The 23,799-nt window shown below is 69.9% G+C and carries 18 protein-coding genes and 1 pseudogene; 7 read left to right on the plus strand and 12 right to left on the minus strand.

The window, feature by feature from the left end:
* Positions 1 to 641, plus strand: a pseudogene (locus tag NA8_RS34470) (polysaccharide biosynthesis protein); the annotation flags it as partial.
* Between the two features lie 336 nt (positions 642 to 977).
* Here NA8_RS34470 and pgfA read toward each other — a convergent pair.
* Positions 978 to 2,132, minus strand: coding sequence for a cell envelope lipid trafficking protein PgfA (gene pgfA, locus NA8_RS24600; protein WP_063052730.1), 1,155 nt, complete (start codon positions 2,130 to 2,132; stop codon positions 978 to 980).
* Between the two features lie 204 nt (positions 2,133 to 2,336).
* Between pgfA and NA8_RS24605 the strand changes: the two genes are divergently transcribed.
* A complete protein-coding gene (locus NA8_RS24605) occupies positions 2,337 to 3,521 on the plus strand; it encodes an acyltransferase family protein (protein ID WP_063052731.1) in 1,185 nt (394 codons plus the stop codon).
* 18 nt (positions 3,522 to 3,539) lie between these two features.
* Here NA8_RS24605 and NA8_RS24610 read toward each other — a convergent pair whose 3' ends face one another.
* The 5 genes from NA8_RS24610 to NA8_RS24625 all read right to left on the minus strand — a co-directional run bounded on the left by NA8_RS24610 (position 3,540) and on the right by NA8_RS24625 (position 10,450).
* A complete protein-coding gene (locus tag NA8_RS24610; protein WP_174550134.1) occupies positions 3,540 to 4,040 on the minus strand; it encodes a DinB family protein in 501 nt (166 codons plus the stop codon).
* A gap of 100 nt (positions 4,041 to 4,140) precedes the next feature.
* Positions 4,141 to 8,514, minus strand: a complete 4,374-nt coding sequence (locus tag NA8_RS24615) for an alpha-(1->3)-arabinofuranosyltransferase (protein WP_084467066.1) — start codon at positions 8,512 to 8,514, stop codon at positions 4,141 to 4,143.
* Complete coding sequence (locus NA8_RS33110) at positions 8,495 to 8,665, minus strand: DUF2613 domain-containing protein (protein WP_084467067.1); 171 nt, start codon at positions 8,663 to 8,665, stop codon at positions 8,495 to 8,497. The genes NA8_RS24615 and NA8_RS33110 overlap by 20 nt, the downstream gene beginning before the upstream one ends.
* Positions 8,666 to 8,813: 148 nt before the next feature.
* Positions 8,814 to 9,908: an isochorismate synthase gene (locus NA8_RS24620; protein WP_063052732.1), complete on the minus strand. Its 1,095-nt coding sequence runs from the start codon at positions 9,906 to 9,908 to the stop codon at positions 8,814 to 8,816.
* A gap of 68 nt (positions 9,909 to 9,976) precedes the next feature.
* Positions 9,977 to 10,450 (minus strand): universal stress protein, encoded by a 474-nt coding sequence (locus tag NA8_RS24625; RefSeq protein ID WP_157106898.1) that lies wholly within the window; start codon positions 10,448 to 10,450, stop codon positions 9,977 to 9,979.
* A gap of 270 nt (positions 10,451 to 10,720) precedes the next feature.
* Here NA8_RS24625 and NA8_RS24630 point away from each other — a divergent pair, with 270 nt between their 5' ends.
* The 3 genes from NA8_RS24630 (at position 10,721) to NA8_RS24640 (ending at position 13,931) form a co-directional block, all read left to right on the plus strand.
* Positions 10,721 to 11,881, plus strand: coding sequence for a glycoside hydrolase family 3 N-terminal domain-containing protein (locus NA8_RS24630; protein WP_063052733.1), 1,161 nt, complete (start codon positions 10,721 to 10,723; stop codon positions 11,879 to 11,881).
* Between the two features lie 99 nt (positions 11,882 to 11,980).
* Complete coding sequence (locus tag NA8_RS24635) at positions 11,981 to 12,580, plus strand: TetR/AcrR family transcriptional regulator (RefSeq protein WP_063052740.1); 600 nt, start codon at positions 11,981 to 11,983, stop codon at positions 12,578 to 12,580.
* A gap of 112 nt (positions 12,581 to 12,692) precedes the next feature.
* Positions 12,693 to 13,931: a DUF5685 family protein gene (locus tag NA8_RS24640; protein ID WP_063052734.1), complete on the plus strand. Its 1,239-nt coding sequence runs from the start codon at positions 12,693 to 12,695 to the stop codon at positions 13,929 to 13,931.
* Between the two features lie 100 nt (positions 13,932 to 14,031).
* On the opposite strand, the gene NA8_RS24645 is transcribed toward NA8_RS24640, so the two are convergent.
* The gene (locus NA8_RS24645; RefSeq protein ID WP_245663986.1) at positions 14,032 to 14,922 is read right to left on the minus strand and encodes a MaoC family dehydratase; all 891 of its coding nucleotides are present in this window, start codon (positions 14,920 to 14,922) and stop codon (positions 14,032 to 14,034) included.
* Entirely contained in the window at positions 14,919 to 16,277 is a 1,359-nt protein-coding gene (locus tag NA8_RS24650) for a 3-oxoacyl-ACP reductase (protein WP_063052735.1), read from the minus strand. Before NA8_RS24650 ends, NA8_RS24645 begins: the two co-directional genes overlap by 4 nt.
* A gap of 225 nt (positions 16,278 to 16,502) precedes the next feature.
* On the opposite strand from NA8_RS24650, the gene NA8_RS24655 reads away from it, so the two are divergent.
* On the plus strand, positions 16,503 to 17,825 hold the full coding sequence (locus tag NA8_RS24655) for an acetyl-CoA C-acetyltransferase (protein ID WP_063052742.1): 1,323 nt from the start codon (positions 16,503 to 16,505) through the stop codon (positions 17,823 to 17,825).
* A gap of 70 nt (positions 17,826 to 17,895) precedes the next feature.
* On the opposite strand, the gene gnd is transcribed toward NA8_RS24655, so the two are convergent.
* Positions 17,896 to 18,924: a phosphogluconate dehydrogenase (NAD(+)-dependent, decarboxylating) gene (gnd, locus tag NA8_RS24660; protein ID WP_063052743.1), complete on the minus strand. Its 1,029-nt coding sequence runs from the start codon at positions 18,922 to 18,924 to the stop codon at positions 17,896 to 17,898.
* A 480-nt stretch (positions 18,925 to 19,404) separates the two neighbouring features.
* Here gnd and NA8_RS24665 point away from each other — a divergent pair, with 480 nt between their 5' ends.
* Positions 19,405 to 21,138, plus strand: a complete 1,734-nt coding sequence (locus tag NA8_RS24665) for a VanW family protein (RefSeq protein WP_245663987.1) — start codon at positions 19,405 to 19,407, stop codon at positions 21,136 to 21,138.
* A gap of 71 nt (positions 21,139 to 21,209) precedes the next feature.
* Here the strand turns inward: NA8_RS24665 and NA8_RS24670 are convergent, their stop codons facing one another.
* From NA8_RS24670 to NA8_RS24680, 3 genes are all read right to left on the minus strand, one after another.
* Complete coding sequence (locus NA8_RS24670; protein WP_063052737.1) at positions 21,210 to 22,292, minus strand: glycoside hydrolase family 183 protein; 1,083 nt, start codon at positions 22,290 to 22,292, stop codon at positions 21,210 to 21,212.
* A 37-nt stretch (positions 22,293 to 22,329) separates the two neighbouring features.
* Complete coding sequence (locus tag NA8_RS24675; RefSeq protein ID WP_063052744.1) at positions 22,330 to 23,082, minus strand: helix-turn-helix domain-containing protein; 753 nt, start codon at positions 23,080 to 23,082, stop codon at positions 22,330 to 22,332.
* Positions 23,083 to 23,270: 188 nt separating this feature from the next.
* Positions 23,271 to 23,799, minus strand: a 529-nt coding sequence (locus NA8_RS24680) for an acyl-CoA dehydrogenase C-terminal domain-containing protein (RefSeq protein ID WP_169810554.1), incomplete at its 5' end; no start/stop codon positions are given.

Here is a 23,799-nt window from a genome sequence, read left to right on the forward strand (position 1 = left end):
CCCTGGAGCCGGGCGAGGTCGCCGCGGCCCCAGGCGTGCTGCCGGTGCTGCGGGCCGCCCAGGTGCAGGCGGCGTTGATGGCGCTGTCGTCGGCGGATCTCATCGTGGTGCGGATCGTGCTCGACGACGTGGACGCCAGCCGCTACGCACTCGGCACCATCGCCACCAAGATCGCATTCTGGCTGCCGCAGGCGGTCGGGGTCGTGCTCTACCCGCGGATGGCCCAGCCGACGCACTCCGCGAGCGCGATCCGGGCGGCATTGGCGGTGCTCAGCGGAATCGGCCTCGTCGCGGTGCTCGGCGCCGCGCTCGCCGCGCCGCTCGCTCCGCTGCTGGCGGGTGAGGACTACGCCCCGATCCAGGGCTTGCTGTGGGTGTTCGCACTGCACGGCGCGCTGCTGGCCGTGCTGCAAGGCGCGGTGCTCTCGGCCATCGCCGTGGACCGTACTTCGCTCGCGATGGTCGCCTGGTTGGGGCTGGCCGTCGAAGTCACCCTGATGCTGTCGCTGGCCCGCTCGGTTCCGGCGCTGATCATCACGGCCGTGTCGGTGGCCGCCACCACCACCTTCGTGGTCGCCGTCATCGTCCTGCGCGCGGCAGACCACACGACGCGCCCCGAACCGCTTCGCCCGGTCGGCTGACCCCGGACCGCCCACGATCGTCACTGCGGTGCACACCCTGGTCAACGCGGACATCCCGACGCGGTCCGCGCGTTCTTCCGCGACGCCCCGCGCTGGCCGCACCTCGACGCCCACAGCGGCTTGCTGTTGTTCGCCCCGGCCCAGCGAAATCCGCGTGCATCCCACCGAAGGCACGCCGTGCCATGAGATCTCGCTGATGTGCGTCGAACTGGACCGGACGATGGCCGAGTCGGCCGCCCGCCTATCCGCTCGGCCACCGCACCCGAAGAACCCCGCGAACGAATTCGGCTCCCCAGCCGGTAGGCGGGGGAGCCGAATGCAGTGGTGATCAGCCGGTCAGGGCTGTTTGTCGATCCGAATCTGCTCGGTCGGCGCGTCGTCGGCGCCGCGGTTGGCACGCGGTGCGGGGGGAGCCGCGCCGCCCGGCCGCTGGCCCGGGACGCCGCCCGCCCGCGCGGGCGTCGGAGCCGAGCCGCCGCGGATGCCGAGGACCACACCGACGATCAGCGCGATCACACCGAGGACGCCCAGGATGATCGGCAGCACCCGGCCGTACAGCGACAGCTTGTCGATGTTCTCCTTGGCCACCGACAGCTGCGACTCGATCGTGTTCTCGTCGAACACGATGTGCGACTTCAGCGCGGTGACCTCAGGCTTGTCCGCGGTACGCGAGTAGTAGAGGTGCAGCGCCTCGCCGCCCTTGACGACCGTGCCGGTCTTCGGCTCCACCCAGAGGTCGCGAGTGTTGGTGTAGTAGCGGGTCATGGTCACCGGGGCGTCGCCGCCCTCCACGCCCCACTTGGCGGCGGGCAGGCTCAGCCGGTTGGTCGGCGCCTGCACGACGTCCCACAGACTGGTGGCAGGCACCGACATCTGGAAGTGGTAGACCTTCGTGCCGTTGACCTCGGTCTCTTCGAGGAAGTTGGCGTCGAAGGTCTTACGCACGTTGAGATCGAAGTACGGGTAGGTCTTCTTCTCGGTGCCGATCGGGAACCGGTACTGCAGACCGGTGTGCTGTACCGGCTCGGCGAGGCTCTGGCCCTCGAGGTTCGCGGTCACCGCGATCGAGCCGTTGGGCTCGGTGCCGACCGGCTCACCGGTCACCCGGTCGATGGTCACCCGGTCGACGGTCGCGGTGAGCAGGCCTGTGTCGCCCTGCTTGTCGATGCGCCGCAGCGTCTGGCCCGCCTGCACCGTCATCTGCTCGGCGTCGGCCGGGTCCTCGACGGTGAGAAAGCGCTGCGAGACCAGCGGGACGTTCGTGTCGACCTTCGCCGCGCCCTCCGGAGCGGTCAGCGACTTGGAGTCGAGCACCAGGCTGTCCTCACCCGGCTGGTTCGTGGCGATCGTGGTGATCTCCAGGTCGAGGGGAGTTTTGGCCAGCTTGTCGACGGTGTAGGTCGGGATCATGATTGCGGCGACGATCAGCAACGCGCCGAGACCCACGAGCAGGCAGGCCACCGTCCTTCTGGTACCGGCACTCAGTGCCATGCAAACTCTCCTCGTCGTAGAACACGGGTCGCTCCGGCGAGCACTGCGGGCAGGCCGCGGCACTCGTGAGCCCCGACACTAACAGTCCGATGTCGTACCATGCGGCGTCGAGGCCGGAAACGGCCGAGAAATCGCCCGAGTCTAACGCGAAATCTGAAACGCCGGGTTATCAACTGTGGATTCGCCAAGGCAGACTGGACCTCGATGACAGCGACCCTGCCCACCGCCGCGCCCGCGACCGAGCGCGTGCGCCCGCGCGCCTTCGTGCCTGCCTTGGAAGGCATGCGCGGAATGGCCGCGCTCGGTGTGCTGCTGACCCACGTCGCCTTCCAGACCGGCGCCGCGGGCACACCGGTCGTCGGCCGGGTGTGGGGTCGGTTCGACATGGCCGTGGCGGTGTTCTTCGCCCTGTCCGGGTTCCTGCTCTGGCGGCCGCACGCCGCGGCCGCACGCGGGCTGGACACCGCCCCGCCGGTCGGCTACTACCTGCGACATCGTGCCGCGCGCATCATGCCCGCGTACTGGGTCGTGGTGAGCGCGGTCCTGGTGTTGCTGCCCAGCGCCGCCGGGACGGCGGGCCTGCGGGTGTGGGTGTCGAACCTGGCGCTGCTGCAGGTATTCGTGCCGCTGACGCTCACCGACGGCCTCACGCAGATGTGGAGCCTCTCGGTGGAGGTCGCCTTCTATCTCGTGCTGCCCGTGCTGGCGTTCGCGCTGGTTCGCCTGCGCGGCCCCGCGGCGCGGCGGCGGGTGCCGGTGCTGCTCGCGCTCGCTCTGCTCAGCCTGGGCTGGAACCTCATTCCGGTGCCGACGCCCGACGCGATCCACGCGGACAACTGGCTGCCCGGTTATCTGCCCTGGTTCGCCGCGGGCATGATCCTCGCCGAGCTCGCCGAACATAGCGCCCGGCTATCACGGTGGTGGAAAGTCGGGGCGAATCAGCCACTGATGTGGGCCGTCGCGGCGGGCGCTTTTCTGCTCGCGGCGACCGATGTGGCCGGTCCCGCCGGGCTGAACCGGGCCGAACCCTGGCAGTACGTGGTGAAGATGGGGCTCGGCGCGATCATCGGGTTCGCGCTGCTCGCGCCGCTGGTGCTGCGCGACCCGGCGGCGCGCGCGCACCGCTGGCTGGAGTCGCCGGTGGCCGCGACCCTCGGCCGCTGGTCCTACGGCATCTTCATCTGGCACCTCGCGGTGCTGTCGATCGTGTTCCCGGTCTTCGGCATCCTGCCCTTCCAGGGGGACTTCGGTTACGTCCTGGTCCTCACGGTCGCCATCACCCTTCCGGTCGCCGCGGCCAGTTACGCGCTCATCGAGGAGCCGGTGCGGCGCTGGGCCCGCCGCCGGGACCGGGTGCGGCGCAACCCCGAACCCGAGCCCGCGCCCTGATCGACCGTCCGTGCGAGGTCAGCCGTCGAGTTGCCGGTGCATGTCCAGCAGGTGGTGGCGCAGTTCGTGCAGGGTGTGCACGGCGAGCCAGCGCAGGGAACGATCCGCGGGTTCGGGGTAGGGGAAGCCCAGGGTCCGCTCCCAGTCGTCGTCGCCGAGTCGTTCCAGGACGTTCGCGAACAGCAGGGCGGCGTCGCGAATCTGGCGAGCCACGTCCGCGGGGTTCTGCTCGGCGTAGCCGTCGTGCTCGACGCGCTCGTCCCGGCCCATCGCGGTAGCGGGCGGGTTGTCCGAACGGCGCGCGGCCAGCACGCGCTCGCGCTGGGCGAGCAGTACGTCCCGCACGTGGCAGGCGTACTCCAGCGGTGACCACACGTCCGGCTTGCCACGCCGGCGTAACTTGCCGCTGTCGGCGCCGAGCAGATCGGCGTATTCCACTGCGTGCTCCCGCGCCAGCGACGGCACATCGGCCGCCGAAGCCAAGTCGTAGACGAAACCGCATTCGGCACAGGTGTTCACGCGTGGTCACGTTAGCAACGAGTGCGCTTGCGGCGCACGGCGAATGCGCGCCTCGTCGAGCGGAACGCCTCGCGTGCGCGCTGACGATCGGTGTGGACCGTCAGTCCCCGACCGTTGGGGGATGCGGCTCGTCCGCCCCGTTCGCACCGGCCCGGTCGGCGTGCTTCGGCCGGGGCAGCGCCGCGATGCCCACCGCGATGATCGCGAGCAATGCGGGCAGCTGCACCAGCACGGAGCCGCCCATATAGCCGTCGGACGAGCGCCACGGGCCCGTGGACAGCGCGGCGGCGGAGAGCATGGTGCCCGCGCCCGCCACGACGACGAGCGCCCGCGGGGTGACGTACCGCGTGAAACGGGTTGCGGCCAGGGCGATCACCGTGGCGGCAGCGCCCACCGGCCCCGCGATCACGGTAGCCACACCGGTGAGTCCGACCGCGCCCATCCAGCGTCGGCCCCAGGTACCGCCGGCATCGCCGCTCGCGTCCGGCTGCTCGGCGGGCACCTCCGATTCCGCTCTGCCCGCCTCGGGCGGGGTGGTGCCCGGCCGCGCGCGGCGGGGGAAGGCCAGGACCGCGAGCGGCAGGAGCAGCAGCAGGCCGCCGAAGATGCCGAGGCGGTACCACCGGTCGTCCGGGAAAGCGATCGTCACCGGGCCGGTGGCATCGGCCGGCAGCAGCCAGGCTTGCTGCCAGCCGTCCACCACCACCGGTTCGAGCACGTGCCCGTCCGCGCTGGTCGCACGCCATCCGACGTTGGTGCTCAGCGGCAGCACCAGCAGTCGCGTGCCCGCGTCCGCCCCGGGCGCCGGGACGGTTTCCGCCCCGCTTCGGTGCAAGCGCAGCCGATCCACGAAGAACAGGTCGGTCGGCCCGACCGCCACGTCGGCCCGGCCCTGCGGCAGCGCGAGCTCGCTCGGTGTCCCGGCCTCCGGCTCGGCGGCGTCGTCGGTGCACACCCGGGCGGGAACAGGTGCGCCGGAGCGCAATTCGCCGACGGTGGCGGTGACCGAGGTGCGCAGCGTCCGCCCGCCCGCATCGATCGTCGGCCCCAGCGCGCACGGGACGGTGATCTCGCGGTCCAGTGTGGCGGCCGGGGGATAGTCCGGTCCGAGCACCGTCACCTCCGCCAGTCCGGGCGGCTGGGTCTGGACGAATCCGAGCGCGGTCCGGTCCAGCACCGGCCGCCAGGTTCGCATGCTGAGTTCGATGCGATCGGTCACGGTGGGATGCAGGGAGATCCGGATGGGTGTGCCCGAGCCGTCGTCCTCGAGTTCACGCACCTGCGGACCGTTCCCGAGGTTCACCGTCACCGAGGTGGGCGCCGCGGGCAGGCCGCCGAGCGAGGGAGTCAGCTCGAGGCCGGTCACCAGCGTGGGGTCGGGCAGCTCGAGGGTGAGCGTCGGCCTGCCGCCGGTCGGCTCGCGCACCGAATCCTCGGGCGCGGTCCAGCTCGTGCCCGGATCGCCATCGGTCGCGGCGAACGCGGCTCCGCGCAAGTCGCCGACGTCGGCTTTGCCCCGGGCCACCGGCCGGGCATGGTCGGTGAGCAGCGCCTCCAGGGCCGGGCCCTGCCTGGTGCGGACGGTCAGTTCCGGGGCGACCGACATCGGTTCCGGGACGGTGAGCGTGCGCTGGAACGTGCCGGGTTCCTCCGGCGCCAACGCGAGACTTTTGCTGCAACGCACCCGGTCGGGCGCATCGAAACACGCGCTGCGGCCTGGAAATTCCTGACCGAGATCCCAGCCGCGCAGTTGCGCGCCCGCTGGAGCGGACGGAACAACGGTCCGATGCCGGATGTCGACGCGGACCGGCGCGTTACGCACCGAATAATCGTCCAGCGCCAGTTCGCTGATACCGAATTGCCCACCGCCCGAGCCGCCTTCGGTGCGAATGGCGGTGATAGTCAGCCACTCCGTGCGGCCGGCGGGAAGCGAAACCGAGACCGGCGCACCGGGTTCGGACACCCGGACCGAGACGGTGCCGTTCGCGGTGCGCACCTCGATCCATTTGACCGGGTCGCCGATGGCGGCCGAACTGGTGGTCAGTTTCAGTTGCCCGGTCTGGATCGGATGGTCGAGATCGAGTCGCAGCCACTGTCCGAGCGCGCGTTCGATGCCATTGCTGATCCACGCGGTGGCCGGATCGCCGTCGACGACGGCCGCGGTCGAGCTGCCCGGCGCGGCGCCGCCGAGCTGCGTGGCGTCCGCGGCCGAACTGGACGCGGTGATCGTGGCGCCGGACCATTCACCGCGCACCAGTTGCGCGCCGGGCACCGGATAGTCGGGCACCAGGTTGTGCGTGCGGCGCGCGTCGTCGGGGGCGCGCAACGCCGAGTTGTGGTTGTCCACCCGGCCGAAATCGGCTTCGCGATCCATCGGCGTATCGGTGACCGTCACGGGGCCGATGGGCAACCCGGCCCTGGTCGCGTCGGCGGCGAGCAGGCCGGGCGTCCGGGCGTCGGCAGGGTCTCGGCGCATCCGCTCGAAAACTTCGGGGCCGCCCTGGATTACCGGAACATCACCGAGCGGGATGGCATAGGCGCCGGGGAACGCCTCTGGCGCGCCGGTACCGCCGCGCACCTCGGCGGGCGTGCCCAACGCCGGTGCGTCGACCCGGTAGATCTCGACCGCCGGATACGGTGGGCGCAGGTCGCCGTCGGCCACCAAACCGTCGGCGAGCACCACCGATTCGATCGGGTTGCCGAACTCGGCCACCTTGCGCAGACCGGGCGACTCGTCGAGCGCCTGGTGGGCCAGCATCGGCCGGGTCGAGCGGGAGGTCTCCGGGTCGAGATCGTTGCGCAGGACGACGACGCCGATGCCCTGAGCGCTCAGCGTCGCGGCCAGCCCCGCCGAGGGCCTGCCGTCGGCGATGAGCCGCTGCACCGAATCCATCGCGCGAATGGTGCCGGGCGGGTTCAGCGGCACCGCGTCGCGGATCGCCCACGGCGTTCGGGCCAATGCTTGCAGCGGTTCGTCGCGCGTGAGTCCCCAGATCTGGCTGCCGAAGGGAGCGCCCGGCACCACCAGGGCGCGCGTATCGGAGGCATTGTTCGCGAGCCAGTCCGCGGTCTGCTGCCAGTAGGCGGGGACCCGGTCGTAGGCGCCGCGCGGCGCGAGCTTGCCGGTCCAGGCCAGTGAGCTGGACAGGGCGAGCGCGGTGAGGATCAGCGCCGCCACCGCGACGGCACGGTCCCGCTCCGGGTGCGCGAACGCGCCGCGCCAGACCCGGAAAGGAACGGAGGCGGGCAGCGGGACCCGGGCGAGTAACTGCGCCAACCCGAGCACGAGCGGGATGCGGATCAGCGGCTCCAGCTTGTGCACGTTGCGCAGCGGAGCGCCCCCGGAGTCCAGGAAGACACGCACCGACTCCGCGAACGGGCCGCCCAGTTCACCGACGAATCCAGCGCAGATGCCGACCAGCCCGACACACAGGATCAGGACGAGCCTGCCCCGGTACGGCATGGATCGCAGGGCCAGGCCCGCCATGCCCGCCGCCGCGACCAGCCCCGTCGCGAGCACCGCCGCGGGCTGGGTCACCAGCACCGCGCCCGCGATACGTTCCGGTGAGACGAACGGGGTCCAGCTGTCGGTGCCGCGCAGCACCTCGCCCAGGGAGGCCCACTGCGTCGTCACGCCCGAGGACTCGATGTAGTCCAGGAACGGCGGACTCACCTTGCCCAGCAGCAGCAGCGGCACCGCCCACCAGAACGTGGCCAGCACCAGCAGCGGAATCCACGCCGCGGTGAAGCGCCACCAACGGCGGTTCGGCGTGGCAGCCGCCCACCACAGCAGTGCGGGCAGGAAGGCGGCCACCGTCGCGACCGCGTTGACCGAGCCCATCAGGGCGAGCGCCAGCGCACTGCCCGCCGGCGACTCCGCTCCGCCCCGCCGCCGGGCGCGCCCGGCGACGCCGAGCGCGGCGGGTGCGAGCAGCACCCACGGCGCCAGCATCATCGGCAGCGTCTCCGAGGAGATCGACCCGACGGTGGTCAGAACCCGAGGCGACAGCGCGAACGCGAGCGCGGCGACGACCCGCGACCCGCGCGTCCCGATGCCCAGCGCCTCGCACAGGCGCACGATCCCCCAGAAACCGGCGAGCAGCAGCAGCGCCCACCACACCCGCTGCGTCACCCATGCGGGCACGCCCAGCAGATGGCCGAGCGAGAAGAACGCGCCGTGCGGGAAGAAGTATCCGTAGGCCTGGTTCTGCACCTGGCCCATCGGCGCCTGGCTACTCCACAGATGTGCGGCGCGCGCGAGAAAGCCGAGTGGATTCTGCGCCAGGTCGTATTTCGTGTCGGCGACCGTGAGTCCGGGCGCCTGCACGAAGGTCAGCAGGAACGCCGCGAGGACGGTCGCGGCGAACCAACGTCTGCCCAGCGGCGCGGTGCTGTGCTGCCCCGGCGCCGCGGAAGATCCGAACGAATTCGCGGTTGAAGCGGAGGTCAGCGGGTCAGCGGCTGCCGTACTCAACGTTGTTCAGCAGCGAGGAGTCCTTGTCGCCGCTGCGGTCGATGTCCGGGCGCGAGTTCTGCTGCACCGCGATGGTGATGAGGAAGACACTGAGCACGCCCAGCACGGCGCCCGCGACAGCACTCGCAACACCCGGGACAGCAAACTTCATCGCGGCACTCCAATACGTCGATGCAGGCACGTTCCCGGCCAACCTAGCAGGACGTCCGGTATTTGTATGCGTTCAGGCCGGGGAATCTCCGGTGAGCACGCGTCGGCCGGCCCTGGACCGCGCGCCGGGCCACCCGGAAGCGGGTGCGTCAGTGGGTGGGAAGAGCGCAGTGCAGCGCGCCGAGCAGGGTGCGCAGTTTCGCGGTGGTCTCGTCGAGTTCCGCCTGCGGGTCGGAGGCCGCGACGATGCCGCCGCCCGCGTACGCCCGCACCGTACGACCGTCGGCCGAGAGTTCCGCGCAGCGGATGGCGACCACCCAGGCGCCGTCGCCGTCCGCGGCACACCAGCCGACCGCGCCTCCGTAGAAACCGCGGTCGTCCTCGATGTGTGTGATGGTGTCCAGTGCCAGATCGGTGGGAGTGCCGCAGACCGCGGGCGTGGGGTGCAGCAGCAACGCCAGGTCCAGCGCGGTGATCGTGGTGTCGCGCAGTCGCCCGGTGATCGGCGTGGCCAGATGCCACACCTCGGGGGTGCTGACCAGTTCCGGGCTCCGCGGGACCGATAGCTCGGCGCAGACCGGTCCGAGCCGCTCCCGGATCCAGTCGATCACGAACGCGTGCTCATCGCGATTCTTGGTGCTGGCCAGCAGTTCTCGGGCCTGCGCGGCATCGGCGCCTGGATCGATCAGCCGGGGCGCGGTGCCGGCCAGCGGGCGCAAGGTCACCAGGTCGCCTTGCCGGGCGATCAGCACCTCGGGCGTCGCGCCCACCAGCGTCGCGCCGGGGCGTCCGGCGGGAGTGAGATCGACCGCGAAGACGTTCGCGTGCGGGTGCCTGGTCAGCAGGTGCCCCGCGACGACTTCCGGGTCGAGCGCGGACTGTGCCTCGGCCAGCACCGAACGCGCCGCGACCACCTTGCGCAGCGGTTGTCCGGGATCGTTGAGCTGCTCGACCAATTTGGTCACCCGCGCCACATGCTCCGCCCGGCTCGGTATCTCGGTCACCACGCGTACCGCGGGCAGGTCGGGCAGTGCGGCGGGCCGCCATGGACCCGCGGTGTGCACGGCGCGCTCCGGCGCGCTCAGCGCCGCGGGCTTGCGTGGATCGAAGGGCAGCGCACCGACCACCAGCCGCGCGCGCCCGTCCCGCAGCGCGGCGCGCGCTCGTTGCGCGTCATCGAAGAAGACCCGGCTCCCATGACCCCGAACAACCCCGTCGGCCCGAGCAAGCAGGAACCCATCCATGACCCCAACCTAGCCCCGTCGCCGCGCCCCATCGCGGTGGAGCGATCCAGATCTCACGCGGGCGCGGGTCAGGAATTCTTGCCGGGCGGGACGAGCAGGACCGGGCGGTGGCAATGCTTGAGGACGGCGTCGGCGACGCTGCTGTGCAGCAGCGCGCGGATTCCGGTGGCGCCCCGGGTGCCCGCGACGATGATGTCGACATCCAGTTCGTCGGCACAGTCGACGATGGCGTTCCAGATGGTGGTGGTGCATTCGGCGGTGCGCGCCTCGGCGTTCAGGCCGGCGATCTCGGCCAGCCGCACGCCCTCGGCGTTGGTGGCGCGCGCGTCGACGTAGGCGATGTCCTCGATCTCGTCGTCCGGCACCCATTCCGGTTGCATGACACCCGACAGCCCGGACAGACGAGCGGCTTGACGCACCATGGGCTCCCAGGCGGTCAGCACGACGGCGCGGTTCGCGCTGAGGAATCGTCCGGCGTATTCGACGGCCCGCTTGGCGTTGTCGGAGCCGTCGTAGGCGATGAGCATCAGATCGCAGGGCACGATGACCTCCTGAGGGAGACATACGGCGATACCTCGAGATTACCCCGCGCGGGCCCGCGTCAACCGGCTTGTCAAGCGGTGTGACCTGCGTAAACGTCAGCCCGGTGCGCGTCGCGCGGACGACCGGGCTGGGTCGGTGCGGCGGGCTGGGTCGGTGCGGCGGGCGCGGCGGGTGCGAGACAACGATTCGATACCGGTGCGTGAGTTACCCGTCCGGTAGGGACATAGCGACTGCGGTCGCGCACGTCACCGCGAGTACGGTTGACCTCCATGCGGAAGACGCCTCTGCTCGTCCTCGCCGTTCTCGCCGCCGTCGCGACTGCCTGCTCGAACGGCGGCTCCACCGAGTCGGCGTCATCGAGCACGACAACGCCCGAAGCGACCACCGCGGCGATTCCCGTCACCAGTGCGGCGCCGCCGGACTGCAACGCCGGGTATCTCGCACAGTTCACCACCCGCGCGAAACTCGCGCAGTTGCTGACGGTCGGCGTCACCGGCGCCGAGGACGCCACGAACGTGGTGCGCGACGAGCAGATCGGCGGCATCTTCGTGGGCGGATGGACCGATCAGGCGCTGCTCGCCTCCGGCCGGATCGCTCAGGTGAAGCAGGCCGCCAAGGTCCCCCTGATGGTGACCATCGACGAGGAAGGCGGCCGTGTCTCGCGGGTGCGCGACCTGATCGGCGCGGCTCCGTCGGCGCGGGAAACGGCGCAGACCATGAGCCCCGAGCAGTTCTACGACGCGACGGTGACCAGAGGTCGTGCGCTGAAGGATCTCGGCGTGACGGTGGACTTCGCCCCCGACGTCGACGTCAGTTCCCAGCCGGACGACTCGGTCATCGGCGACCGCTCCTTCTCCGATGACCCGAACGTCGTCACCCGCTACGCGGACGCCTACATCCGCGCCATGCGCGAGGTCGGCGTGGGCACCGTGATGAAGCACTTCCCCGGTCACGGCTCGGGATCCGGCGACTCGCACACCGGCGCGGTGCGCACCCCGCCGCTGGACCAGATGCAGCAGGTGGACCTGGTGCCGTTCCGCAACCTGATCGGCTCGGGCGCTGCCGTGATGGTCGGCCACCTGGACGTGCCCGGTCTGACCACGCCGGACGTCCCGGCCAGCATCAGCCCCGAGGCGATGCGGTTGCTGCGCGACGGCAGCGGTTACGGCGCCGCGCCGTTCCAGGGCCCGATCTTCACCGACGACCTCGGCGGCATGGCGGCGATCACCAGCCGGATGTCGATCGAAGACGCCGTGGAAGCCGCGCTGGTCGCCGGTGCGGACAGCGCTCTGTGGATCACCACCGACGCGGTGTCGCAGGTGCTCGACCGGCTGGAGCAGGCGGTGTCGAGCGGACGGCTGCCGATGGCGCAGGTAGACGCGTCGGTCTTGCGTGTGGCCGCGTTCAAGGGTGCGCTGCCGCGCTGCTGAGGCGCGCCGCACGGCCGAGTCGGGCGACCGGTGAGCAAATCGGACCGCCGGAACTTACCTTGGAGTAATATATGAGATTCACCTGTGGTAGGAGTGTGGATGGCGGGCGGTACGAAGCGGCTTCCGCGGGCGGTACGCGAGCAGCAGATGCTCGACGCCGCCGTGGAGGTCTTCTCGCGTAAAGGCTTCCACGACACGTCGATGGACGCGATCGCCGCCGAAGCGAAGATCTCCAAACCGATGCTGTATCTGTACTACGGCTCCAAGGACGAACTGTTCCGCGCCTGCATCCAGCGGGAGGGGTTGCGCTTCATCGAATCCGTCGCGCCCGCGGGCAACCCGCTGCTCACCCCGCACGAGCAGGTACGCACCGCGCTCGAGGGCTTCCTCGGCTTCGTCGACCGCAACCGGCGCTCCTGGCAGGTGCTCTACCGGCAGGCCATCGGGCAGCAGGCGTTCGCCTCGGAGATCGAGAACGCGCGCGAACGCGTCATCGAGCTGACCGCCAAACTGCTGGAATCCAGCGCCAAGCACGCCGAGCCGGGGACGAACTTCGACGTCGTCGCGGTCGCCGTGATCGGTGCGGGCGAGGCCATCGCCGACCGGTTGGCCAGTGGCCGGATCGAGGTCTCCGAGGCGGTCGACCTACTCGACGATCTGGCCTGGCGCGGTCTGGCGGGCCGGAAGAAAACCGAGTAGCCCGCCTTTTGCCCGTTTCGGTTGCTTCGGCGCCGCCCTCCTGCCAAAGTGCGTGAGTTCGCAAAACAGCGGGCCGGCTCCCGCGATCGAGCCGGGGAGAAACGGGGCGGAAGTGTTCGGGTTGCTCAGGCCGTGTGCGCACGGCGCTCAGAAGTATGGAATCGATGCGGCCGAATGGCAGGCGCATCTGTGCGGTTTGTGTCTCGGGCTGCGGGACGGGCACGGTCAGCTCGCTCGCGCCACCACCAACAAAGACGCGCTGGTGCTGAGCATGCTCACCGAGGCGCAGTCCGGTTCCGCGGCACGCACCACCGCGTCGCCGTGTCCGCTGCGCGGGATGCGCCGTGCGTCGGTGGTCACCGCCGACTCGCCCGGCGTCCAGCTCGCCACCACCGCGTCACTGCTGCTGGCATCGGCCAAGATTCGCGATCACGTGGACGACGGTGACGTCTCCGCGATCGCCCGCGGGCCGCTGGCGAAAGCCGCGACGCGATGGAACCGGGAGGCACGCGCGGGTGCGGCGCGGATCGGCCTGGACGTCGAGCCGCTCGTCGCCGCGCTCGCCGCGCAGGTGCGCTTGGAACAGGAAGCGAAAGAGTTGGTCACCGTAGGTGGTTCGAGCGCGGGCTCGGTACCGGAATCGCTCGCCGCTTCACCACGGTGGCGATCGGCGATGGCGGCGTCGGCCGATCCGCTGGATCGCTTGACCGCGCCGACCCAGCTGTGCGCGTCGGCGTTCTTCGCGCACACCTCCGTGCTGGCCGATCGCTCGGACAATATCGACGCGTTGCGTGAGGCGGGCTGGCAGTTCGGGCGGATCGCGCATCTGGCCGACGCCGTCGCCGACTACGACGACGACGCCACCCATGACCGCTTCAACCCCCTGGCGGCCACCGGAACCACCGTACCCGAGGCTTACGATCTACTCCGGCAAGCGAATTCGCGCCTGCGCGCGGCCGTCGTGGCGGCCGAGCTCAGCCAGGTGCCCACCGTCCGCTGGATGCTGCTCGACCCGCTGACCGCGCTGCTGCGGCGGCTCGGCGGCGGGCTCGGCACACTCGCCGCCCACACGTGTGCGGTGTCGCCCGACGCCGAGGTCCGCGCGCACGCCCGCGGCAGAACCGGCCACCGTCCGCCGACTCGTCGCCCGGGTGTCGGCGAATCCCTCACGCTTATCCTGGGCGGCTACTGCACCGGCTACGCGTGCTGCGCCGAGCACACGCAACCGTGCACCGGTGAACGCAAGGACGCGTGGATCAACAACTGCGATTGCAGCGATTGCGGCGAGTGTGACTGCGGCTGCTGCGATTGCGGGGATTGCAACTGCTGCGATTGCGGATGCGACTGCTGATCGGTGCCCGACAGGCGCGCGGCAGCGGACCGGCCGATGTCACTGGAAAGCGCGAAGCCGCATCCCGATTCGCGTGAATCGGAATGCGGCTCCGGCTTGTTCAGCGCAGGGTCGCCGTCAGATGCGGGTAACCCTTCTTCGGATGGCGCAGCGCCAGATTCCAACCGCCTTCGGCCTGATCGGCATACAGGTTGACGGTGGAGGGCAGCAGAATCGGCTTACCGAACTTGACCGAGTACGTGGTCTGCTCCGGAATGCGGCCCTCGACCGCGCCCAGCACGGTCGCCGCCGACCACATGCCATGAGCGATCGGCCGGGGGAAGCCGAACGCCTTGGCGCCCAACGCCGAGGTGTGGATCGGGTTGTGGTCTCCGGACGCGGCCGCGTACCGGGTGATCGTCTTCTGATCCACCCGCAGCGTGCGCAGCGGCGGCGGCGGAACCTCGTCCGGCTTCGGCTCCTGCTTCGGGCCGCCCGACAACGAGGTGCGCTGCTGGTGCAGGAACGTGGTGACCTGGTGCCACACCAGCTCGCGACCCACCTTCACATCGCTGATCGCGTCCACGAGCAGGCCCTTCGGGTGCTCACGCAGATTCTCGATGTGCGTGCGGATGTCCAGCGGCTCGCTCACCGAGATGTCCCGGGTTCGCTCGATGACGTTCTGCGCGTGCACCGCGCCCACCGCGACGAACGGGAAGTCCCGCGCCACCACCAGTTGCATGGCCAGCGGGAAGGTGAGGATGAACGGATAGGTCAGCGGCAGCGCGTCGCCGAACCGCAAACCGGTCGCGCGGCAGTAGGCGGCCAGGTGATCGGGGTCCACCCGCAGCCCGTCGAGCTGAACCGCCCGGTCCGGCAGCGCCGGCTTGCGCGCCGACAGCAGCGGCACCGCGCCGAGCGCGGCCTTGACGAACAGGCGGCTGTTGTTCGGCGGTTCGGTGAGGGTGATCACCTGGGTCTTCTCCTTGCCTGCCGGAGCCTGGGTCATCATGCTCCGATCAGGCTCTGCCCGCAGACCCGGACGACATTGCCGGTCACCGCGTTCGACGCCGGGCTCGCGAAATAGGCGATGGTCTCGGCGACGTCGACGGTCTGCCCACCCTGCAGCAGCGAGCTCATCAGGCGTCCAGCTTCCCGGGTGGCCAACGGGATGGCGGCGGTCATCGCGGTCTCGATGAAACCGGGCGCGACGGCGTTGATGGTGATGTTCTTCTCCGCCAGCTTCGGGGCCTCGGCGTTCACCATGCCGATGACACCCGCTTTGGAGGCGCCGTAGTTGGTCTGGCCGCGGTTGCCCGCGATGCCCGCGATCGAGGACACGTCGATCACGCGGCCGCCCTCCTTCAGCGCGCCCCTGGCCACCAGGCCCTCGGTGATCCGGTGCGGCGCGGCGAGATTCACGTTGATGACCGAGTTCCAGCGGCCCTCGTCCATGTTCGCCAGCAACTTGTCCCTGGTGATGCCCGCGTTGTGCACGACGATGTCGATGCCGCCGAACCGCTCGGTGGCGAACTCGGCCAGCTTCTCCGCCGCGTCGGGCGCGGTCACGTCGAGCACGAGCGCGGTGCCGCCCACCTTGTTCGCGGTCTGCGACAGCGCCTCGCCCGCGGCCGGGATATCGGCCACGATCACCTGGGCTCCATCGCGAGCGAACACCTCGGCGATGGTCGCGCCGATGCCGCGCGCCGCACCGGTCACCACGGCGACCTTGCCCTCCAGCGGGCGGTCCCAATCGGCGGGTGCGCTCGCGTCGTCCTTGCCGACCCGGATGACCTGGCCGTCGACGAACGCCGACTTCGCCGAGAGCAGGAAGCGCAGGGTCGACTCCAGCCCGGTCGCCGCGGCGGACGCCTCAGGGTGCAGGTAGACCAGCTGAGCGGTCGAGCCGCGCAGCAATTCCTTGGCCACCGAGCGGGTGAAGCCCTCCAGCGCGCGCTGCGCGATCTGCTGGTCCACCCCGCCCGCCAGTTCGGGCGTGGTGCCGATGACCACGATGCGCCCGGACGCGGTGAGGCTGCGCAGGGCGGGCTGGAAGAACTCGAACAGCTGGGAGAGGTCCTCGATGGAGCCGATGCCGGTGGCGTCGAACACCAGGGCGCCGTACTTGGTGCCCTGGCTCAGCGCGTCGGCGAAGTCGTAGTCCGACAGCAGGGCCCGCACCGGCTCGGCGACCCGGCCCTTACCGCCGATCAGCACCGGGCCCGACAGCGGCGGTTCGCCCTTGACGTAGCGGCGCAGTGTCTCCGGCTTCGGAAGGCCGAGCTTGCTGGCCAGGAACGCGCCAGGTGCGGAGTGTACGAACGATCCATAGAGGTTGGGAGCACCCTTGCTCTTGCTGGCTGCCACTATTCCTACCTTTTCTGAGTTCTGTCTCTCGGGTCTGGGGTCGCCCCTGCATGGATTCGCCCCGGCATGGTTTGCTGGCGCATTTTCGCGGGGGTACGTATCGACATTAAACTTACTCCAGAGTAAGTTTAAAGTAAACAACCGCGACGGGGCGCCGAGCAGTGCGGAATGTCCGCACTCGACCGGGCCGCCGGGACATCCATCCACGAGACCTTGGAGACTCGAGTGACTAGCAAAGCCCGTTCGGCGAAGAGCACCGCCAAGACCGGTAAGACCACCCGTCCGGTCGCGATCGTGGGTGGCAACCGGATTCCGTTCGCTCGCTCCGACAAGGCGTACGCCCACGCCTCCAACCAGGACATGTTCACCGCCGCGCTGGACGGGCTGGTCAGCCGTTTCGGCCTGCAGGGCGAGCGGCTCGGCATGGTCGTGGGCGGCGCCGTGCTGAAGCGGGTCGGCGAGCACGGCCTGATCCGGGAGAGCGTGCTCGGCAGCAAGCTGAGCCCGTACACCCCGGCGCACGACCTGCAGCTGGCCTGCGGCACCGGACTGCAGGCGATCGTCACCGTCGGTGACGCGATCGCGGCGGGCCGGATCGAAGCCGGTGTCGGCGGCGGCACCGACACCACCTCCGATGCTCCGATCGGGGTGAGCGAGGGCATGCGTGAGTGGATGCTCGACGCCAACCGCGCCAAGACCGGCAAGGACCGCCTCAAGCTGGTCGGCCAGCTGCGCCCGAGCATGCTCGGCATCGAGATCCCGCGCAACGCCGAGCCGCGCACCGGCTTGTCCATGGGTGAGCACGCCGCCATCACCGCCAAGGAGTTCGGTGTTCCGCGTGAGGCGCAGGACGAGCTGGCCTACCTGTCGCACAAGAACATGGCGGCCGCCTACGACCGCGGTTTCTTCGACGATCTGATCACGCCGTTCCTCGGCCTCACCCGGGACGACAACCTGCGCCCGAACTCCTCGATCGAGAAGCTGGCGACGCTGAAGCCGGTCTTCGGGGTCAAGGCGGGCGACGCGACCATGACCGCGGGCAACTCCACCCCGCTGACCGACGGCGCCTCCGCGGTGCTGCTGTCCAGCGAGGAGTGGGCCGCCGAGCACAAGCTGCCCGTGCTGGCCCACCTGGTCGACAGCGAGGTCGCCGCGGTCGACTACATCCACGGCCCCGACGGCCTGCTGATGGCGCCGACCTACGCGGTGCCGCGCCTGCTCGCCCGCAACGGCCTGACGCTGCAGGACTTCGACTACTACGAGATCCACGAGGCGTTCGCCTCGGTGGTGCTGGCCACCCTGGCCGCGTGGGAGTCCGACGCCTACTGCAAGGAGCGCCTCGGCCTCGACGGCGCGCTCGGGTCGATCGATCGCAGCAAGCTCAACGTCAACGGCTCGTCGCTGGCCGCGGGCCACCCCTTCGCCGCGACCGGCGGCCGTATCGTCGCCTCCACCGCGAAACTGCTGGCAGAGAAGGGCTCCGGCCGCGCGCTGATCTCCATCTGCGCCGCGGGCGGCCAAGGCGTGGTCGCCATCCTGGAGCGCTGACCGGGGACGTAGTCGCACACCACGAAGGTGGTCCGATCGGATTTCCGGCCGGACCACCTTCACGTTTCGCCTACTTGCCGGGGAGCTCGAGATGCCCGCCGAAAGCTTTGCGCATCGCCGAGAGCACTTTGTCCGCGTACAGCGCTTCGCCCCGCGAAGAGAATCGCGCGAACAAGGCGGACGACAGAACAGGCACGGGTACGCCGGTGTCGATGGCGGCATCGATCGTCCAGCGGCCCTCGCCGGAATCGGAGACCCGGCCGCTGTAGGAATCCAGGTTCGGGTCCGCGTGCAGTGCGGCGGCGGTGAGATCGAGCAACCAGGACGCGACCACCGACCCGCGCCGCCACACCTCCGTGATCTCCGGCACGTCGAGGTCGTACTGGTAGTACTCGGGGTGCTCGAGCGGCGTCTCCTCCGCGGAGAACTCGCCCGTGTGCTCGGCCCCGTAGTTGGCTCGCCGCAGGACGTTCAATCCTTCGGCGTAGGCGGCCATCGCCCCGTACTCGATGCCGTTGTGCACCATCTTCACGAAGTGACCCGCCCCCACCGGCCCGCAGTGCAGGTAACCGAGTTCGGCCGTGGACGGCTCGCCGGTGCGTCCCGGTGTCCGCTCCGCCGCCCCGAGGCCCGGCGCGATGGATTTCAGCAGGGGGTCCAGGTGCTTCACCGGCTCGGACTCGCCGCCGATCATCAGGCAGAAGCCGCGGGTGCGGCCGAACACCCCGCCCGAGGTGCCGATGTCCACGTAGTGGATGCCCTTGGGCCGCAGCTTCGCGGCGCGCTCGAGGTCCTCGTGGTAGCGGCTGTTGCCGCCGTCGATGACGATGTCGCCCGGCTCGAGCAGCTCGGCGACCTGCTCGATCACCGCCCCGGTCGCGCCGGCCGGGATCATCACCCAGACCACGCGCGGGGTCTCCAGCATGCCCACGAACTCGGTGAGATCGGTGCTGCCCCGGAAGCCGTCGCCGAGCTCCGCGCGCAGTTCGTCGATGTGGGCGCAGCGGCGTTCGTATCCGACCGCGGTGTGCCCGTCCTCGACGACGCGGCGCACGATGTTCGCGCCCATCCGGCCGAGGCCGATCATTCCCAGCTGCATGCCATCCATCTCCCTTGCGTATGCGAAGTGTTGCGGCGGGATCGTCCTGTCGATTCTCCCGCGTGGGATCGGTCACGGTTCGGTTCGCGGGGTGTAACGCCGCCCGCGACGGTCCGATAAACAGTTCGGCTCCGCGCAGTTGCCAGACCCCCGACCCGGCAACTGCGCGGTGCCTCTTTGTGTGGTGTACCCGGTTCTTCGCGCGGAATGTGCGCTATGTCCGTGCTGTGCCGATCGCTGTCGGCGGGACCACTATCGTGATGGGGACTCGCATCGGCGCGGGTCCACAATTCAATCGAACGGGGAGGACGGTTCGTGACGAGCCAGCCGAGCACCGGAGGACACGGCCCACATCCTGGTGGCGAAGTCGGATGGCGCCAGCTCCTCGGGGCGGAGCGACCCCAGGAATCGGACCGGTCGGTCGCATGGGGCGGCGACGCGCAGCCCACGCAGCCCCTGCAAACTACCCCGCGCCGGCCCGTGCCCCCGGCACCGCGCCGTGCGTCCGCGCGTCGTCCGGTCTCCACCCCGCCGCCGAAGCGCTTGGACAGCGCGCTCGTGCGCAGGGTGGGTATCGCGGTCGGCGCCGTGTTGGCGGTCGCGGGGCTCGGCTACGTGGTCGACCTGATGCTTTCCTCGGGTGAGGTACCGCGCGGCACCGTCGTCGCGGGTGTCGACGTGGGCGGTATGGACACCTCCGCCGCCGACGCCCGCCTGCGCGCCGAACTCGACCCGAGGGCCGCCGGGGAGCTGCCGCTGCGCATCGGCGACGTGCAGACCCGCATCGTGCCGAGCGCCGCCGGACTGGCCGTGGACTGGGACGCCACCTGGTCGCGGATCGGCTCGCAGCCGCTCAACCCGTTCACCCGGCTCGCCTCCGTCTTCACCACGCGCGAGGTGTCGATCGTCAGCGCGATCGACGAACCGGCGCTGGATCGTCAGCTCACCGAGTTGCGGGTGCACGACCGGGCCTCGGTCGACGGCACCATCACCTTCGACAAGGCCGAACCCGTTGCGGTGCCGCCTGTTCCGGGCCGGGTCCTCGACGTCGCCGCCGCGCGCACGGAATTGGCCGACCGGTGGATCACCGGTACGACAGTGGATCTTCCCGTCGCGCCCGCGCCGCTGCAGGTGCGTCCGGAAGCGGTGGACAAAGCCCTGCGCGAGATCGCTCAGCCCGCTGTGCGGACGCCCATCGCGTTCGGGGGCAAAGGCGGCGCGGCGCGGCTCGATCCCCAGCAGATCGCGTCCGTCCTGGCCTTCGGGCCGGACGGGCAGGGCGGTCTCGCCGTCTCGGTGAATCAGGACGCCGCGATCGGTCTGCTCGCGCCGCAGCTGGCCACCACCGAAGTCGAGCCGAAGGACGCGACGTTCGCGGTGTCGGGCGGCAAGCCGTCGGTCGTTCCCGCCGTGGTCGGGGACAAGATCAACTGGCCGAAGACCTTCGAACAGTTCACCGCGCTGCTGACCGCGCCGGGCGAGCGAACCGCGCAGGTGGTCTACGAGCGGATCGAGCCGAAACTGACCACCGAGGCCGCACAGGGCCTCGGCGTGATCGAGACCGTCGGATCGTTCACCACCAGCGGGTTCAGCGGTCCCTCCGGCGTCAATATCCGCACCGTGGCCAGAAAGGTCGACGGCGCGATCGTGAAGCCGGGAGACACGTTCTCGCTCAACGATTTCACCGGTCCGCGCGGTACCGCCGAGGGATATGTCGAGTCCGGCATCATCGACCACGGCCGTCCCAGCACCGCGGTCGGCGGCGGCATCAGCCAATTCGCGACCACGCTCTACAACGCGGCGTATTTCGCCGGCCTCGAGGACGCGGGCCACACCGAGCACAGCTACTACATCTCCCGCTACCCCGCCGCCCGCGAAGCCACCGTCTTCGACGGCGCGATCGACCTGAAATTCCGCAACAACACCCAGACCGGTATCTACATCGAGACGTTCGCGACCGACTCCGACATCACCGTCCGCCTGTGGGGGACCAAGACGGTCGACGTCGAATCCATCACGGGTGAGAAGACCAAACCGACCGAACCCAACACCATCACCTTGCCCAAGGGCAAGGACTGCATCGCTTCCGAAGGCGCCCCCGGCTTCACCATCTCCGACACCCGCGTCATCACCGACCGCAAAACGGGCCGCGAAGTCTCCCGCAAGACGCGCACGGTGAAGTACGACCCGATCCCGGTGGTGAAGTGCGAGTGAGCGACTGGCCGCTGACCCACGATGCGCGAATCCGCCCTGTTACGCACTGAACAGGGCGGATTCCCGCTTTTTCACAACGGCGTCCGCATCAGCAGCACGTTGTACTGGGTGTGCTGGGTGACCAGGAAGTACAGATCGCGGCCGGTCTGGTAAGGGAAGATCATGGGTGCGTAGGCGGTGGGAAGGGAACGGGCGTCGATGAGGACGCGAGGTTCGCTCCACGGCCCTTCGGGAGCGGGCGCGGTGCGCAGGACGACGCTGTTGGCCGGATCGGTGGTCAGCATGACGTACTGACCCAGGTATTCGTTCCACATCACCGACAGTTCGGCGACGCCACCGACGATCGGGGCCGCGGTCTTGGCATCGGTGGGCTTCCACTCCTTGCCGTCCCAGTATTCGTAGGCGTCGATATTCGCGATATCGGACTCCTTCGCACGGGAGACGAAGCCGGGATTGTTGCGGCCCGCCGGCGTGCCGTAGCGGTAGACGTAGCCGCCCGCTTTCAGGAAGGCGTTCTGCTGGAAGTTCTCGTGGCCGTCGACGTTGGCCCGGCGCGTGTGGGTGAGCTGCGTCCAGGTGCTGCCGCCGTCACCGGAGGAGGCCAGGGTGGAGAAGTTGGTGTGCCACTTCCCGTGATCACCCCATTCGCGCACCGACATCATGCTCATGTACTGCACTCCGCCCACCGAGATGCCCGCCGTGGGGATGAGGCTGATCTCGATGCCGGGAATCTTGGGGCTGGGCAACGGATTCGGGACCACATCCTCGAAGAGGATGCCCGCGGCCGGGTCGTGTGTGGAGCTGCGGAACAGCACGTTGCTGGTCCAGGCCCAGATGCTGCCCGCGAGGAGGTTGGGTACGCCGATGCCCGCGCTGTCGCCGAAGGCCGTGATCATCCGGCCGTTGCCGTCGTCCCACATGATGCCGAGGTCGGTGCCGAGCACGTTGACGCTCTGCGTGCGATTCGGGCTGTCCATGCCGGTCACCTGGAACACCGCTTTGGTCGGTCCGGGCAGCTCGGGCAGGCCGTGAATGCCGTTGAGCGCGGGGATGGGTATGACGTTGTTCGGGTCGGCTCCGGCGGGCGCGGCCACGGCCAGCGCGAGGATCGCGGCGAGCGCGCCGGTTCGGGCGAGGGCGGACAGCGGGGTCATGCTGGGTCATTCTGCCCGCTGGCCGCCACGCTGTCGCCTACATCGACGCGCGTGCTGCGCGAGTTCGGCCGATCGTGACCAGCCGGTAGAGCCACCACGGCCGTTCCGGGAGTTCGGGGCTGTAGACCCGCATGGTCATCGAGCGGATCCGGCGCGTGGCGAGGTCGCGCACCTGCAAGCTGCGGCGGGGGATGTCCGCGGCGCGCACTTCGGTGGTCCACATGCGGTCCCAATCGGGGGAGCGGCGGCAGCGTTCGGCGATCTGCTCCACGCGCTCGCGCGGGGCGAGCGGGGAAAGGATGCGGAAGGCGTCGACGAGCAGGTGCGCCTCCACGGCCCAGTCCACCATCACCCGCCGGGCCGCCGCGTCGAGGAACATCCACTCCAGTACGTTTCCCCGGGCGACCGCCCCCGGGAAGGCGCGTTCGTAGGCGGAGTTGGCCGCCACCAGATCCTGCGTGGGCATCCGCTGGAAACAGGCCGGGTCGGGCAGGCTGTGCAGGTCGGCACGGTCGTCCGGAGTCGGTGCGTCGGGACCGAGGCCGTAGGCGGCCGTGAAGAAGCTCGGCAAGGTCAGCACGACGATGTGCTTGCGGTACCAGATCGGCACCTCGAGCGCGTCGAACAACTGCTGTAGCAAGGTGTGATCCGGTGCCACCGCACCTGTTTCGATCCGCTCCAGCACCGCTTCGGTAAGGCCCGCGCGTTGGGCGAGATGGGCGGGCGGGAGCCCCGCGGCGAGGCGTCGTTCGCGCAGATAAGCGCCGATGCCAGTTGCGTTGCGCGTCACCTCGGGCACCTCTGCCGACAATTCTCGTGTCGAACCGTGTGAAGGGGGAGGTTCCTGCTGCCCCCCGGGAGCACGCAATCTACCGGAGAGGATCGGCGTCGAGCGGTGATCGAACGTCACGAAACGACAAATCTAGACGACAACGGCCCGGAGATGATCTCCGGGCCGCTGTGCGGTATCTCAGAGCGTCAGAACGCGGCTTCGTCCAGCTCCATGATGTCGTTGTCCAGGTTGGACAGCACCGCGCGGGTGGCGGTCAGCTCCGGCAGGACGTTGCGGGCGAAGAACTGCGCGACCGCGATCTTGCCGTTGTAGAACGCCTCGTCGGCGCCGGTCGCGCCGTTGTCGAGGGCCGCGATGGCGACCTCGGCCTGGCGCAGCAGCTGCCAGCCGATCAGCAGGTCACCGACGGAGAGCAGGAAGCGCACCGAACCGAGACCGACCTTGTACAGCTCGCTCGGCTGCTCCTGGGCGCCCATCAGGTGGCCGGTGAGCGTGGCGGCCATGGCCTGCACGTCCTCCAGCGCGGTGGCCAGCAGCTTGCGCTCGCCCTTCAGGCGGCCGTTGCCCGCCTCGGCGTCGATGAACTTCTGCACCTGACCGGCCACGTGGGCCAGCGCGACGCCGCGGTCGCGGGCGATCTTGCGGAAGAAGAAGTCCTGCGCCTGGATGGCGGTGGTGCCTTCGTAGAGCGAGTCGATCTTCGCGTCGCGGATG

Origin of the sequence: Nocardia arthritidis NBRC 100137 (assembly GCF_001612765.1) — a bacterium.
Classification (GTDB): domain Bacteria; phylum Actinomycetota; class Actinomycetes; order Mycobacteriales; family Mycobacteriaceae; genus Nocardia; species Nocardia arthritidis.